General features: G+C 29.7%; 9 protein-coding genes and 2 riboswitches. Of the genes, 3 read left to right on the top strand and 6 right to left on the bottom strand.

What is annotated here, in order from left to right; translation table 11 throughout:
• From M2214_RS12250 to M2214_RS12260, 3 genes are all read right to left on the bottom strand, one after another.
• Window positions 1-1041, bottom strand: coding sequence for an ABC transporter permease subunit (locus tag M2214_RS12250; RefSeq protein ID WP_248478728.1), 1041 nt, complete (start codon window positions 1039-1041; stop codon window positions 1-3).
• Window positions 1042-2643, bottom strand: a complete 1602-nt coding sequence (locus M2214_RS12255) for a sugar ABC transporter ATP-binding protein (protein WP_248478730.1) — start codon at window positions 2641-2643, stop codon at window positions 1042-1044.
• A gap of 67 nt (window positions 2644-2710) precedes the next feature.
• Window positions 2711-3841, bottom strand: coding sequence for a DUF3798 domain-containing protein (locus M2214_RS12260; RefSeq protein ID WP_248478732.1), 1131 nt, complete (start codon window positions 3839-3841; stop codon window positions 2711-2713).
• A 309-nt stretch (window positions 3842-4150) separates the two neighbouring features.
• Between M2214_RS12260 and M2214_RS12265 the strand changes: the two genes are divergently transcribed.
• Entirely contained in the window at window positions 4151-4813 is a 663-nt protein-coding gene (locus M2214_RS12265; protein ID WP_248478740.1) for a nitrite/sulfite reductase domain-containing protein, read from the top strand.
• 169 nt (window positions 4814-4982) lie between these two features.
• On the opposite strand, the gene M2214_RS12270 is transcribed toward M2214_RS12265, so the two are convergent.
• Window positions 4983-6428, bottom strand: a complete 1446-nt coding sequence (locus tag M2214_RS12270) for an alanine/glycine:cation symporter family protein (protein WP_248478742.1) — start codon at window positions 6426-6428, stop codon at window positions 4983-4985.
• A 175-nt stretch (window positions 6429-6603) separates the two neighbouring features.
• Window positions 6604-6697, bottom strand: a riboswitch (glycine riboswitch).
• Between the two features lie 627 nt (window positions 6698-7324).
• Window positions 7325-7431, bottom strand: a riboswitch (glycine riboswitch).
• 202 nt (window positions 7432-7633) lie between these two features.
• On the opposite strand from M2214_RS12270, the gene M2214_RS12275 reads away from it, so the two are divergent.
• On the top strand, window positions 7634-8428 hold the full coding sequence (locus M2214_RS12275) for a methyl-accepting chemotaxis protein (RefSeq protein WP_248478744.1): 795 nt from the start codon (window positions 7634-7636) through the stop codon (window positions 8426-8428).
• Between the two features lie 33 nt (window positions 8429-8461).
• On the opposite strand, the gene M2214_RS12280 is transcribed toward M2214_RS12275, so the two are convergent.
• Together M2214_RS12280 and M2214_RS12285 are read right to left on the bottom strand one after the other, a co-directional pair.
• Complete coding sequence (locus M2214_RS12280; protein ID WP_248478746.1) at window positions 8462-10534, bottom strand: DNA gyrase/topoisomerase IV subunit A; 2073 nt, start codon at window positions 10532-10534, stop codon at window positions 8462-8464.
• 15 nt (window positions 10535-10549) lie between these two features.
• Window positions 10550-12520, bottom strand: a complete 1971-nt coding sequence (locus M2214_RS12285; RefSeq protein WP_248478748.1) for a DNA gyrase/topoisomerase IV subunit B — start codon at window positions 12518-12520, stop codon at window positions 10550-10552.
• 174 nt (window positions 12521-12694) lie between these two features.
• On the opposite strand from M2214_RS12285, the gene M2214_RS12290 reads away from it, so the two are divergent.
• The gene (locus tag M2214_RS12290) at window positions 12695-17551 is read left to right on the top strand and encodes a nicotinate-nicotinamide nucleotide adenylyltransferase (RefSeq protein ID WP_248478750.1); all 4857 of its coding nucleotides are present in this window, start codon (window positions 12695-12697) and stop codon (window positions 17549-17551) included.
• Window positions 17552-17559 lie beyond the last annotated feature (8 nt).

A 17559-nucleotide genomic window follows, 5' to 3' on the forward strand; every position in this document is an offset into this window, starting at 1 on the left:
CTACTCCCCTCCTTTTACTTTTGTTAATGCATATAAAATAATTCCATACTGTACTACAACTCTTGCTACCTCTGATAAATTTCCTTCTGTAATTATTTTATTTGCAACAGGAAGTGCTATTGTCAAAAGCCCCTGAAATAAAAAAGTTCCAAGTATAACATGAGATATTTTTGCATTTTGAGCACTTGCTCCACCTATTAAAATGGCAGCTACGGCTGCAAATCCCATCATCATAGGAGCTTGGTAAAGTTGAAAAAATCCATAACTTTGAGCATATATAATTATTCCTACTGCACCCAAAATAGTAGATAGTACAGTCCCTATTATCCTACTTTTGTCAACATCAATACCAGATGCTATTGCAAATTTTGGATTATCTCCTACTGCCTTCATAGTAATACCTGCTTTAGTATTTAAAAACACATAAACTAATAAGCAAGCTATTATAAAAAATATTAAAAGACCAGTAGGTATATTTACTTTACCTATATTAAATGATAAAAATTTGTTTAGTATTTTATCGAACCTTGAACCTAAAGAAATTGTAGTTCTAAGACCATCACCTATAGGCCACTTTATCTCTGAACTACTAAAAGGAAGTATAAGCCACCCTATACACATCAAAGATATAGCCGAAAATCCTACATATGTAGATACCATCATTTCAGAACCTTTTACTTTATTTAACAATACTCCATAAAAGTATCCTACAACAGCAGCTATTGGTATTGATATAATTACAGCTATGAAAAATGCACTAAATCCAGTAAGATTCATTTCAATACTTATAAGGCCGCCTAAAAGCCCACATACGATTCCCAAAGGAATACCAAAGTTAAGCCCTATACCACATAAAATTCCAGGAACCATAGCTAGAACCAATACTCCATTCATACCTGTTCTAACCAAAGTATCAGATAGCAGCATGTATATTGGAATTTTTAAAAAAACAGCCATCACGCAAAGTATTATCAAAAAAGCTATTATAGTAGTTCTTGCAAATCCTAATTTCTTTATAAAATCTTTCATAGTTTCAACCACTTATATTTCCTCCTTTGCATGAATTTTTTTATATTCGCCAGCCATCATAAGTCCAAAATCTGTATCGCTATCTTGTGGCTTTAATATACCTTCTATTTTTCCTTCTGCAACTATGGCTATTCTATTACAAACAGATCTTAATTCACCAAGTTCACTAGATGTTACTACAATAGTCATTCCAAGTTCTTTGTTTAGTTTTACAAGTAAATCAAGAACTAATTTTTTAGCTCCTATATCTATTCCTCTAGTAGGTTCTGATACAAACAATACATCTGGATTTAAGGTTAAGGCCCTAGCTATACAAACCTTTTGTTGATTTCCTCCACTCAACCTTCTAGTAATTTGAGTAGGTCCTGTACACCTTATGTCAAGATCCTTTATCATTTTAAGAGCATGCTCTCTTATCTCTTTTTTATTTCTTTGAGTAAACAATCCATAATTTTTTATAAACTCCCCTTTGATCTGCATAGCTGTCAATACGATATTTGTCTCTATAGAAGTATCTAGCAATAACCCAATTCCTCTTCTGTCCTCACTAACGAATGCAATCTTATTATTTAAAGGATCTTTAGGAGCATTAAGCTTTAGTTTCTTACCATCTAACAATACCTCTCCTTCACTCGGATAAAGACCCATTATTCCATTTGTAATACCTATTTTACCTTGTCCAGCAAGACCCCCAATACCTAAAATTTCTCCTTTTTTAATATCTAAATTTACACCCTTTACATATTCTCCCGGCATAGATACTTTTAGATCTTTAATAGACATCATTACTTCTTCATTTTCACTATTAATTTCTTCATTAGTATTTAAACTTTCAATTTTTCTACCAACCATCAATTCTGCAAGCTGCATTACATTTGTATCATTTTTATCAAGTGCTGCTACAAACTCACCATCTCTTAGTATTGTTACATTATCAGCTGCCTCCATTACCTCATCTAATCTATGAGTTATAAACAGTATTGCAATTCCTGAGTCAGATATTCTTTTCATAGCCTTTAATAAATTATCTGCTTCACTTTCTGTTAAAACCGCTGTAGGTTCATCAAATACCAAAAGCTTTATATTACTTTTATCTATCTCTCTAGCAATCTCTATAAACTGCATATAACCTACTGGAAGTCCTGATACCTTGGATTTTTCATCAATATCTATTCCTAATTTATCTAGGTCATCTCTTGCATCCTTATTCATACTATCAAAGTCTAGACTTTTTAAACTAGGTCCCATAACTTTACTTAGGATATTGTGTTTAGTAGTTTCTCTATTCAGCTTTATATTTTCAGTTATATCAAATCCTGGAATAAGCATAAACTCCTGATGTACCATTCCTATTCCTAGTTTCATTGCTTCATTAGGAGACTTAATATCAACCTTTTTACCATCTATATGTATTTCACCTTCAAATCCACCAGTAGAATGGATAACAGGCATCCCAAACAATATGTTCATAAGTGTAGATTTACCAGCTCCATTTTCTCCTAAAAGAGCATGTATTTCTCCTTTTTTAGTTGATAAATTTATTCCCTTTAAAACTTGGTTACCGAAATAATCTTTTTTAATGTTTTTCATTTGAATGACATATTCTTCGCTCAACCCAAATCCCCCTTATATCTAAATTAAGGTTGCCATAAAAAGGCAACCCTATATTTAATATCCTTATTTAGAAAGTTATATAATCTGAAAGTACCATAAAGAAATTATCAAATGTATTTCCTGTACTTTCATTCGTGAATGTACTTAATTTCATATCTATACCTGATACATTTTTAAATATTTCTTCTATTTTAGCTTTGTCTACCTTACCATTAGTATTTCCTTCTAAGAATGCCTTAGCATATTCAACTCCACCTTCAACAAACATCATATTAACTGGAACTGGCCATGTAGAGAATCTACCTGTTCCACCTTTTTCAGCTATCTTAGATTTGATTTCTTCAACTACATAATCAACATCACCTTTTTTATCATCAGGTATTTGGATTCCTAATGCACCTGGGAATGCATGGTATGGAGAAGGACAACATGGTTGTGGATATATAGCTCCTTGCTCTAAAGCAGCTTTTATTAATGGCTCTTGCATAGAACAGTTAGTACTAAAGAATGCAGTATCTTTTCCAAGCTCAGCAACTTTTCTTGGAACATCTTCTAATATAAATTGTTGCGCTCCTGGAACCCCTGCATCTCCAGTTGGATCTGGTGCTGTTGCATCTATAAACTCCATATCTAACTTTTCACAAGTTTCTCTAAGTAAGTCCCTTCTCATTGCAAGTAATTGATAAGACATATGTCTTGGGAATGAATAGTGAACAAGTTTTGTAGCACCCATTTTTTTAGCTTGTTCTACTATACTAGTTCCCATTCCTAGTTCATCTGCTTGAAGTACTACATCAGCTTTTGATGCTATCATATCTGGGTCTTCTCCTGGAACACCAACCACAAATAACATATCTGGTCTTATCTCTCTAGCCTTATCTATAGCTGCCGATACTCCTGGTATACCTTGAACAATAACAATTGCTTTAACTTCTGGATCTGATGCCATACTCATAACATTTGCTATAGTTGTTTCTTGCTCTTTCATAAAGTTATCAGGATAAGTTTGAAGAACTATCCTATCACCATATTTTTTCTTCATTTTTTCTGCTGCTCTATACTCCTCTTCACCTTGAGATACAGTACCTGTCATAATTCCAATCTTAGAAACTTCCTCTTTCTCAGCTACTTGACCACATCCAACCAGCCCTATAATCATAACTGCTGCCATAAATATGGCTAAAATCTTCTTAATCATTTTTGACCCCCTTTTAATTTGTTAATATATAGATATGCATGTACTATATACTTTCATGCATGTTATATTTATTTTTATAGTCATTCAAGTGGATTTTTATATATTTTTAATTTTTTACATATGGCACTATTCTTTTTTCGCAATTTTCTAACCTTTAGATCAAATTAGGTTATATTGTAAATTTGTTAATTTTATGTTTATAATTCTTGCTTTGCATAAAAAATTAAACTTTTCTGTTTTGCGGCTAATTTTTGGGGAATAATATATTAGGTAAGTTTTTACCATTATTTATTTAGAAAGGGGATTTTTATGTCTAAGAAAGATTTATTAGAAAAAGGGGCTGTCCTTCAAAGGGACAAAGAAACATATGCAATAGCACCTCATTTACCTGGAGGAATTATTTCAACTGACAAATTAAGAAAGATTGCAGATACTGCTGATAAATACAGCGCGCAAGCAGTAAAATTGACATCATCTCAAAGAATAGCAATTGTAGGACTTAAAGAGGATGATCTAGACAATGCTTGGGAAGATTTAGGAATGAAGCCAGGAGCTGCTATAGGGCTTTGTGTAAGAAGTGTTAAGTTCTGTCCTGGAACAACATTTTGTAAAAGAGGGCAACAAGATTCAGTAGGAGTAGGTATGAAGCTAGATGAGCTATATCATGGAATGAGTCTTCCAAACAAGCTTAAAATAGGCGTTAGTGGATGTCCAAACTCGTGTGCAGATAATCATTTCAGAGATATAGGTATAATGGGTACTCCTAAAGGATTTAGAATCCAAGTTGGAGGAAAAGGAGGACTGAAGCCTAGATTAGGTGATACTTTATTTGAACATGTTGATGAAGATGAAGTATTTAAAATAATAGATAAGGTAGTCAAAGTATACTCTAAAAATGCTAAAAGACATGAAAGATTAGGATCATATATAGATAGAGTTGGACTTGATGAATTTAGAAAAGAAGTAGAATAATAAAATTCGCTTCACGCTAACGCATGGCTCATGTCGCTAATGAGTCCTACGGGCTCCGTTGCTTAAAATAGTTGATGCTGTAGTTCTTTCATCAATATTATCTATATATTCAAATTTTCATAATTTTCTAGCAAATGAAAAAGACCCCTTACGGGGTCTTTTCTTTGAATTATTTACTAACGCTATCAGTAGTATTTTCCCAGAACTCTGCATTTTTTATATCATACTTTTTAGAATTAAATACAGGGTCCTTGCCTGCTGCTTTTTGCTCTTCATAGTCTTTAAGTGCTATAAGAGCCGGTTTTCCCATTATAAGTATTGCTATAACATTTAGCCATGCCATAGTACCAACACCTATATCTCCTAATGCCCATGCTAAGTTTGCAGTCTTTATAGCTCCATAGAAAGTTGCTCCAAGTAATGCAAATCTCAATACATTTATTAATGATTTATTATTGCTCTTTCTTATTAAATAAGCAACATTAGTTTCAGCAATATAATAATATGCCATCAAAGTAGTAAATGCAAAGAAGAATAAAGCTATTGCAACAAATGCACCACCAAAAGATGGTAATAGAGTTTCAACTGCTCTTTGAGTGTATATAGGCCCTATTTCAACATCTCCTAAATTATTAGCTATAAATCCTCCAGATTTATCGTAAATATTGTACATTCCAGTAATTAAAATCATGAATCCAGTAGCTGAACAAACAAATAAAGTATCTATATATACTGAAAATGCTTGAACTAATCCTTGTTTTGCAGGATGTGAAACCTCAGCTGCAGCTGCTGCATGCGGGCTAGTTCCCTGACCTGCTTCATTTGAATAAATACCACGCTTAACTCCCCAAGAAATAGCCATACCTAGTATACCAGCAAAAGCAGGTTGTGCTCCAAATGCACTCTTAAATACTAATGCTATAACTCCAGGTAATTCAGAAATATTAACAATTATTACAATAAGTGCAACCAATATATAACCTGTAGCCATAAGAGGTACTATTATTTCAGCTGCTTTGCTTATACGCTTAACTCCACCAAATATTATAAGTGCTAAGAATACAACTAATATTATTCCTGTTACTGTAGGAGTTATCCCAAATGCATTATTAAGTCCTGCTGCTATACTATTAGACTGAACTCCTGGTAAAAAGAATCCCATTGCTACTATAGTTGCAACTGCAAATGTAGTTGCATACCACTTATTGTTCATTCCTTTTTCTATATAATACGCTGGTCCTCCACGATACTCTCCATCTTGTTCAACCTTATATATTTGAGCTAAAGTAGCCTCAACATAAGCTGAACCTGCTCCTAAAAAGGCTATTGCCCACATCCAGAATAATGCTCCAGGTCCTCCCATTGCTATAGCCGTTGCAACCCCTGCTATATTTCCAGTTCCTACACGACCTGATACAGATAACGCAAATGCCTGGAATGAAGAAACCCCTTGTTCTGACGATGATCCTCCAAATAATAGCTTTACCATATCTTTCAAAAGTCTAACTTGTAAAAAACGAGTTCTGAAAGAAAAGTATATACCTGCTCCTAAACATAAAATAATAAGTGCTTTACTCCAAATCAATCCATTTAAGACACCGACTAGATGCTCCATATAATTCCTCCTTTTAAATTTTTTTGGTTTTTGATGCAAAAAACAAAACTTGAAATTATAAAACATTGAAAAGTAAAACTAAAATAAAAAAATGATAAGTAAAACGAAAAGCTATAAAGAAAAGTAATCAAAAAGTCAAATCATGAAAATCTGATTTTTGGGATTTATTCCGGTAAGAATAATCTCTGTCCTTTTACCTGAGAGTTTGACTAATTTCTATTAGCTTTCCCCTTCGGTGCTCTTTGTAGAGTCTCTCCAGAGGCTCGTCTGATAACGTTTTCTCATTATCTTCATCCGAACTCATTTAACTAATTATTATTATACGTTAATATATAGTCAAATGTCAATATATTATTCTTAATTTTCTAATTATTCCAAACATTTATAACATATCGAATTCTTTGCTATTTAAAATTAACATCTGTATCAATGTTAATTTATATAAATATTATTCTTTAGAAAAATATTGTTTAGCTTCGCTTACTATCGCATTTCTAAGTCCTATAATTTCACATACTCTAAAAATATTTTTTATTTCCTTTAAAGTTACATATTAATACTACTTAACCTAGTATTATAGGAATATTAAATATATTCTTTACAGAACTAGTTATAGTATTAACCTTAGCAAATCTTCTTATTCTAAAATAAAAAATATATTATATATATAAAATTCGTCTAGTTGCTACGCACTGACTCATATCGCCAACGATCCCTACGGTCTCCGTTGCTCAAAATAATTGCAAGTGTAGTTCTTGCATCAATGTTATCCACAGAACGAAAATTTTATAATCCCTTAGTATATAAAAAAAGCCAAAATATAGATTTTGGCTTTTAAATAATAAAAGCCAAATCAATATGATTTGGCCTCTGGTTTGAAATATATCATCAACTCCGATATATCCCCTGTCCTTTTACCTGAGAGTTTAGTTGATTAAAATTTACCTTTAAACAACTTTTCCCCTTCGGTGCTCTATAAAAGAGTCTCTCCAGAGGTTCGTCCAATAACAGTTTTAATCCTGCTACCTTCATCCGACCGTATTAAGTTATAAACTGTATTATATTTGCTTATTCCCTGTTTGTAAAGTCGATTTAAATTTTTCATAATTTTCTGAATGTCGAAATTTTATTATTTATTGCCTTATAATCCAATATATTGTAGAATTAGTATGTCAAATCTAATTATACTTAGGGGGTTTTTTATCTTGAATATAGCATTAATTGGAGCTGGAATAGGCGGTAAAAATATTATACAAGCAATAAACGATACAGATTCTATAAATATTTCTTTAGTTATAGATAAAAATTTAGATGCACCAGGCATAGTTCTTTGTAAAAGTTTAGGTATAGATTATTCTCAATCTATAGATGATTTAGATAATAAAAACATTGATTTAATAATAGAGGCTACTGGCAACAGTAATGTTGCTAAATTATTGCAAGAAAAATTCAGCCATAAATGTACTATAATAGATTCTACTGGTGCTCTTTTAGTAATGACTCTAGTAGATAGAAATGTAGATACTCTATCTCAACTTAATAACCATATTTCCATAATTAGAGATACTTCAAATATAGTAAAAACTGAGTTAGATGACATATCATCGTCAATAGATGATATGCAGGGTATAAGCGATATACTTTTAGATTCTACTAAAACTTCTATAACTCATATACAAGATACTGACAAAATAATAAAATACGTAAACAAAATAGCCCATCAAACTAAAATACTAGGTATAAATGCTACTATTGAAGCTGCAAGAGCCGGCCAAGCCGGAAAAGGATTCTCTGTAGTTGCAAATGAAGTTCAACAGTTAGCAACAAATAGCGAGGGGTTTGCTAAAGAAATTAATGAAATACTTGGAAAAATAACAGATGAGATAAAAACTATAACAGCTGAAGTAGACAAGCTAAAGAATCTTTCAAAATCTCAAACAGATTCTTCTAATAAAGTTCAAGTTGCTGTTGATAAGCTTATAAGTGAAACATCTATTTAAATAAAAAAATACGCCATATCCATGGCGTATTTTTTAATCCAATATTTTCACATCGGTCATATAGCTTCTCTTTCCAAGCTTTAAAACTTCTATCCCTTTAGAAGTTTTTGTTGATTGAAGCTCTATATCCTTAGTATTTATGACAGAAGCTTTTTTATTATTTTTATAAAGCTCTAATTTAACATCATCTTTTATATAAAGCATGCGAACTAGTTCTGACTTATCAGAATAAGCCTTTACAAGCTTTCTTCTATTAGTCTTAGTCTTATAATTTTCTATATGAGTTTTAGCTATCTTAGCATCCCTAAAACAATAAAGCATATATCCTTCATAATTATTAGAAAGACACATATATATAATATTCTCATCTTCCTTTAGCTTTAATATATTAGTTAAATACTCACCTAAAGAACTAGCCTTACAATCAGCAAGGTCATAAACTTTTAATTTATATAAATTCTGCTTATTTGAAAAAAGTAGAATTTCATCCTTATTATTAGCATCTATCTCTTGTATTATAAAGTCATCATCTTTCAATTTTTGCTCCGAAAAAGATCTAAGCGAAGCGAGAGATATCTTCTTAAAGTAATTCTCATTAGTTAAAAATAACTTGACATTATAGTCACTTATTAAATGTTCATCTTTTATTTCTTTTATATCATCATTGCTTATTATTTCAGTCTTTCTAGGTTTTTTGTATTTTTTAGAAACCTCTTTTAATTCTTTTATTATTATATTTTTTATTTTTTTATCACTTTTAATAGTTTCATTAAGATTTTCCAAATCAGACTGCAAAGTCTTTATATTATTTAGCTGTTTTAATATATATTCTTTATTTAAATTCCTAAGCTTTATTTCAGCTATATATTCTGCCTGAATTTTATCTATATTAAATCCTTTAATCAAGTTAGGTATAACTTCTTTATCTTCTTTAGTATTTCTAATTATATCAATAGCCTTATCTATATCAAGTAAAATTTTCTCAAGCCCTAATAGAAGATGTAATCTATCTGTCTTTTTCTCTATATCATATTGTAAATATCCCTTAATGCACTCTACTCTAAAATCAACCCATTCTCTTAGAACTGCCTTTATGCCTAATACCTTAGGTTGCCCATTTATTAACATATTAAAATTGCAAGAAAAACTATCTTCAAGAGTAGTCATCTTATAAAGCTTATGCATAAGCAAATCTACGTCCGTATTTCTTTTTAAATCCAAAGTAACCTTAAGACCATTTAAATCAGTCTCATCTCTAACATCTGATATTTCTTTAATTTTATTGTCTTTAACAAGATCTATTATTTTATCTATTATAGTCTCTATATTAGTAGTATAAGGGATTTCATATACTTCTATACAGTTGTTCTTTTTATCATATCTATACTTAGCTCTTAATTTAAAGCTACCTCGTCCTGTTTCATATATCTTTTCCATTTGATCTTTTGAATATATTATATATCCACCCGTTGAAAAATCCGGAGCCTTTATATAATCACTTATATCCACATCTTTATTTTTAATATAATTAATAGTAGCACTACATACCTCTTCTAAGTTAAAACTACATATACTACTTGACATACCAACAGCGATACCTTGATTTGCATTTACAAGTACATTAGGGTATGTTGTAGGCAAAAGTACAGGCTCTTTTAAAGTACCATCATAATTGTCTACAAATTTAACAGTATTTTTATCTATATCCTTAAAAATCTCCTTGCATAGATCATCTAATTTTACCTCTGTATATCTAGGTGCTGCAAAGCTCATATCTTTAGAATATTTTTTACCAAAGTTTCCCTTAGAATCTATAAACGGGTGAAGTAAAGAATCATTTCCTCTTGTCAATCTAACTAGAGTCTCATATATAGCCATATCACCATGGGGATTTAACTTCATAGTTTGTCCAACAACATTTGCTGATTTTGTTTTATTGGAATTTAAAAGCCCCATTTTATACATAGTATATAAAAGCTTTCTATGACTTGGCTTAAAACCATCTATCTCTGGAATAGCTCTTGAAACTATTACGCTCATAGCATACGGCATATAATTTTCTTCTAGCGTTTCTGTAATTCTTTGTCTTTCTATATTTTCAACCATAAATCTTCACTCCCCTTAACTAACATCTGTCATATCAATATACTTATGTCCATACTCAGCTATGAATCTTTTTCTTTCTTTAATATCGTCCCCTAGTAACATATCAAATACCTCTTGTGTTTTCTTAACATCTTCAGGAAGTACTTGAATAAGCCTTCTACTTTCAGGATTCATAGTAGTTTGCCACATCATCTCAGGCTCATTTTCACCAAGTCCTTTTGACCTTTGGATATTGTATTTACCCTTTATCTTAGATATTATACTATTTTTTTCCTTCTCATTATAAGCAAAATAAGTTTTTCTCGAAGTATTTATTTCAAATAATGGCGATTCAGCTATATATACTTTTCCTTTTTCTATTAGCATAGGTACTAGTCTATAAAGCATTGTAAGTATAAGCGTTCTAATTTGGAAGCCATCTACATCTGCATCGGTACATATTATTACCTTATCCCAATTCAAATTATTCATATCAAAAGTATTCAAATCTTTATTATGCTTAGTCTCTATTTGAACACCACATCCAAGAACCTTTAATAAATCCGTTATTATATCACTTTTAAAGATTTTATCGTAATCTGCTTTAAGACAATTAAGTATCTTACCTCTAACAGGTATTATAGCTTGAAACTCTGAATCTCTTCCCATTTTACAAGAACCAAGTGCAGAATCTCCCTCAACTATGAATAATTCTCTCTTACTAATATCCTTAGTTCTACAATCAACAAACTTTTTAACCCTGTTCTTTATATCTATGTTTCCACCTAACTGTTTTTTTATGTTTATTCTTGTTTTTTCAGCTCTTTCTCTACTTCTCTTATTAACTAAAACTTGTTCACATATTTTATTTGCTTCTAATTTATTCTCTATAAAATATATTTCTAGCTTTTCTTTTAACAAACTAGTTATAGCTTCTTGTATAAATTTATTAGTTATAGATTTTTTAGTTTGATTTTCATAACTTGTAATTGTAGAAAATGAATTTGTAACTAGTATTAAACTATCTGATATATCTACAAAACTTATCTTCTTTTCACCTTTGTTATACTTATTATTATCTTTTAAGTACTTATCTATCATATATATAAATGCGTTCTTAACAGCCTTATCAGGAGATCCTCCGTATTCTAAAAAACTCGAGTTGTGGTAGTATTCAATCAAATTGATTTCATTATTAAAACAAAATCCTACCTGAACCTTAAGCTTATATTCGGGCTTGTCCTCTCTATCCCTACCTCGTCTTTCCTCTTCATATAATTGTACATTAGTAAATCCTTTTGAATCATTTACCTCATCTATATAATCTAAAATACCATTTTCATAACAGTATTCGTAGTTTTCATCAGTTTCTTCATCATAAATCTTGAATTTAAGATTTGAATTTACTATAGCCTGTTTTTTAATTACATCCTTATAATAATCTATATCTATTTGTATATCTGTAAATACATCTATATCAGGCTTCCACTTTATTATAGTTCCAGTATGTTCATAATCACACTTTTCTTTTTTTAGGCCTCCTATATTCTCACCTTTTTCAAAATGAAGATCGTACTTATATCCGTCTCTATAAACAGTAACATCCATATATTCTGAACTATATTGAGTAGCACAGCTTCCAAGTCCATTAAGCCCTAAACTAAATTCATAATTTTCACCAGAATTATTTTTATACTTACCACCTGCATATAATTCACAAAATACTAGTTCCCAGTTGTATCTATCTTCTTTTTCATTATAATCAAGAGGTATTCCTCGACCTCTATCCTTTATTATTATAGAATTATCACTACATCGTGTTATCTCGATTATATTTCCAAAGCCTTCTCTTGCCTCATCTATAGAATTTGATAATATTTCAAACACAGAGTGCTTACATCCTTCAATACCATCAGAGCCAAATATTACACTAGGTCTTAATCTAACTCTGTCTGCGCCCTTAAGAGATGATATACTATTATTTCCATAGTCGTTATTTTTGTTCATATATACTACCACCTTCTATTTTTGATTTCCTATTTTACACTACACAAAACCTATGTTCGTGTCAAGATTATTATTTTATATATATAATTTAAATTATATGAATTTTACTATATTTAGAGTTAATAATACATAGTATAATTATCTAAAATACATTTACCGAGAGGTGTTTAATTGATGAAAAAAGATATTGTAATAGATATACACAAAGAAATACTAGATTCTGTATTAAATCTAGATCTTTCAGACAAGATTTCACATTTATTTTTAACAAATAATATAGATAATTATTTGTTTATAGCAAATATAAATAATATGATAAAAAATCGAGACTATACATGTAAATCTATATTAAACCTTTGCCAAAATATATTAGACAATATTCATCCAAATTTAAGTAAATCTGATTGGCTAAACTACACCTACAACATACTTTTATATAAATCTTTCCCAGACTCTGTAGAAATAGAGTTCCAAGAGATTTCCGAAAATATACAACTGGCTTGTATGATATATATAGAAATTATCAGAGTATTTTGTAAATACGAAAAGTTATCTAATAATTCAAGCTTTTATATACAATATCCTCTAAATTTTTTAAATACTGACGAAATTAATTCACTTGATGCAAGATCAGAATACAAACGTTTTATAAAATATTTCAATAATGAATACATATATGAAATGATGAAGCTAAACCAAGAAATACTAAGTCACAACACACTAGATCACATATGCGGAGTACACTATCTAGCACTTAGCATAGCACGACAAATTAAAAATATAGGTATTCCTATAGACTTAGGAAGAGTTTCAGGAAGTGCTGCTGGTCATGACTTAGGTAAATTTGGATGCAAAAAAAGCGAATCAAAACGAGTACCTTATCTGCATTATTATTATACCGATAAATGGTTTAAAAAACACCACATAATGTATATAGGTCACATAGCTCTCAATCACTCTGTTTGGGATCTTGAGCTTGAAAATTTATCTATAGAGTCTCTTATCCTCATATACTGTGATTTTCGTATTAAAAACAATGATAATTTCCAAATGAGCATATTCAGTTTAAAAGAGTCTTTTAATATTATACTTCAAAAACTAGATAATGTAGATGATTTAAAGAAAAAAAGATACTCAAAAGTCTATGCAAAACTTAAGGATTTTGAAGATTATTTAATTCATATAGGTGTAGATTTAGGTTATCAAGATATAAAATCTGATAAACGTAAGCAATCATACTACTCTTTAATAAGTGGAAATGAGATAATAAGTAACCTAAAATATCTATCAGTTCATCACAATATAAATCTTATGCACAAGCTTAGAAGTGAACATTCTCTTAACTATATATTAGAACTTGCTAGAAGCGAAAATGACGGAGATAATATAAGAAAATATCTTCAAGTCTTTGAAGAATATTCAACTTATTTAACTCAAAACCAAAAAATAGTAATGCTAAAGTTTTTATATGAAAATCTGGTTCATCCTGATGAGGACATAAGAAAGCAATGTGCATATTTAATAGGTAATTTAATAGCAGTATTCGATGAAAATTACAGAAAAGAAATACCTAGTGATGTTAAATTAAATAATCCTCTTACTACTAGCTATTCTCTTTTATGCGATTACTTGAATTTATTCATAAATCCAGATCATAAGATAATAGATATTCATCAAAAATGGATAGGATATAATATATCTGTAATGCTTTCTTCATTGTTTAGTAATTGTAATGAATCTCAGGTAAAAACCTATAAAAGCATAGTATTTAGCTATTATAAAAAATACTTCACTAAAAATAATAGCATTCAGCTTTATTTAATAAATGCAATGAAATATATACCTATATCAAATGATGATGTTATACTTGTAGATTATATATTATCAGCTCTAAATAGCAATAATGATAATATACGAATATCCTCTTTAAACATAATTTATATACTTTTAAATAAAGAAAATAATAATTTCAGATCAAACAAAAATATAAACGAATTTTTTGAAACGAATACATTTAAATCACAAATACCAGCAGAAAATTTCTTGAAATTTAAAATTTCAACCAAACTAAACTTGAAAGAAATTACTTTGAACAAGTACAAATCAATTTATTTGAGTGATGAATCTAAAATAGGAAGTATATTTCTAAGTAACTTAAAAACTTTAACTCCTTGGATTATAAAAAAGATTAATATAGATTTATTATTCGAATACAATGTAAAAAATTTAAACAATATGGCTTATACAGCTATGCATTTTTGCAATCTTTTAAAGGTTAGCGGTATAGAAAGTGTGAGAAATGCTGCCGGAAAAAACATAATAAAAATAATGCCTTACCTGTCACTTGAAGAAAGAAATGACATTGCAATAGAATTGCTTAGATCTCTTGAAATAGAAAAATATCAATTTAGTAAGTATATACCTGATTATTTAGGCGAAATTATACTTTATCTTCAACCGATTGAACTAGATGAAGTTATAGATGATTTTACTCAAAAGACAAAGCAATCAAATAATCAAATAACATCTTTAGTTCTTGAAACCGTTGGAATAACTTTAAAGAATTATCCTAAATACAAGGATAGATTCTCTGAAGGTGGGGATATATCAAATAAAAGACTTATAAAAATCTTAGGTATTTTGTTAAATGGACTTGCTCACTATGATTATCATGTTAAGCAAACTTCATTTAGAGTCATAGGAAGGCATATATTTGCATCTAAAAGACTTTATATGGAAAACAAAAAAGACATATTTAAAGTTATAGCTAAAAAACTCTTAGTTTTAATAGATTCAGTTGAGTCAAAAGATATCGTATTTTTTACTAATGCAGCAGCCTTAAATCAAGTATATAGATTTATAAATGAATATACATTTGCAAAGAAAGACATATCAATAAATGTTCCATCTAAAGTAGCTTTTTTCCCAGGAACTTTCGATCCTTTTTCTGTTGGTCACAAGGAAATTGCAAAAGCTATCCAAAATTTAGGATTTGAGGTTTATCTTTCTGTAGATGAGTTTTCTTGGTCCAAAAAGGCTCAACCTAATTTATTTAGACGAAATATAATAAATATGTCTATAGCTAATGAACCCAATATTTATTTATATCCCGACGATATACCTGTTAATATTTCAAATCCTAAAGATTTAAAAATCCTTAGTGAAAGTTTTCCTGAATCAGATATTTCTATAGTAATAGGAAGTGATGTAATATTAAATGCATCAGCGTACAAAAAACCTGCTTCTGATTATTCTATACACAATTTTTCTCATATCATTTTCAAAAGAAATATCAAAGATTCTACTAGTCTTGATGATACGCTTAAGTCTCAAGTTGATAAGCTAGAAAAAAATGCTATAATACTTAATTTACCTGCTCAATACGAAGATGTAAGTTCTAGCCAAATAAGAGATTATATAGACGAAGATAGAGATATTTCAGAGCTTTTAGATCCACTTGCACAAAAATATGTATACGAAAAAGGATTGTACCAAAGAGAACCTCAATACAAAGCGCTTATGAAGACTATGTCTATAGATATAAATATAGCTACTGATATATCCAAGGATTTGATAGATAGGATAGATTTAGAGTTTTTTAAGGACAATACTTACAATCTCAAAAATCTTTATAATAATTTAAAAATGTACAATACCAAAATATTATACATACAAGACTCTAGTAAAAATAATAAAATATTAGGATTTTGCTTATTTCATCAATTAAATTGGAGTATGCTTTATAAAGAATTTAAAAACCACACTACATCTGAATACGTACGCCAAAATGTAATAGGAAAAGCAGTTGTAATAGATTATATATCTTGCATAAAAAACTATGAAATAGAAAATCTAGAGCAAATATTAATAACAGAAGTTCTATCTTTTTGTATCAAAAGAGACTATACTTATGCTATATATAAAGACACTACTAACTACAATCTAACTGAATCCGCCCATTATACATTAAAGCTTCAGGGATTTTTAGAAGTATCAGATCAAGATGTAGATCCTATTTATGTAGTCAATATGACAAATCCTTGTGTATTGACCTTAGATGTTGAATCATTTATAAAAGCTCCATTTGTAGATAGTCATAGGGTAAGAAAAACTATATTGAGATCTAGAAAAAAACTGCAAGAGGCACTCAGCTGTATTTACCCTGGAAGTCTTGTTTTATCATTTGATAAAACAGTTTTATATGAAAATCTAATACGAAAGGTATGTAAGGAAAATAAAGTACCACCTATAAGCTTAAAGCCTAGAAAATCAGGAGATTCTATGTGTGTTCCATTTGGTAACCTCTTAAAAGGAGTTGTTGTACCAAACACGGTTACCAAATCTCTTCATACGGAGAAATTATTCAATCCTAGCTTAACTGATTTTTCCATTGCTTCATACCCTTACTACCTAGACCTTCAAAGTCAGATTAAAACAATAGCATCATTCGATAGAAATGTAATTCTTATAGACGATATTTTGAATAAAGGATATAGAATAAAAGCTATTGATCCTATATTGAAAGAACAAAATGTAAACGTTAATAAAATTATAGTTGGTATACTATCAGGTAGAGGAAAAGAACTTATGGATATTCAAAATAGAGCTGTAGATTGTGCTTATTTTATTCCAAACCTAAGACTATGGTTTAATGAAAATGCTATGTATCCATTTATAGGAGGAGATACTCTATGGAGAGGCGTTGCTCCTAAAAGAAATCTAATTCCTTCTATTAATATGCTATTCCCTTATACCTCTTTGTCTTTTGTCAAAAATGCATCTAAATCGTCTTTATACGAACTATCAAGAGTTTGTATCCAAAACTCTATAGATATACTAAAATCTATAGAAAAAGAATACGAAAAGATACACAAGCGCAAGCTCACTTTAAATCACCTAGGAGAAGTCTTAAAATCGCCTAGATACCTTGATCATGGTAAAAATATGAATTATGATTTAAATTTAAATCCATCTCATTATTTAGAAAATGACTTAGAACTTTTAAAACGTATGGAAAATATAATAGTTTAGAATTGGAG

Origin of the sequence: Tepidibacter aestuarii, from assembly GCF_934924865.1 — a bacterium.
GTDB lineage: Bacteria > Bacillota > Clostridia > Peptostreptococcales > Peptostreptococcaceae > Tepidibacter_A > Tepidibacter_A aestuarii.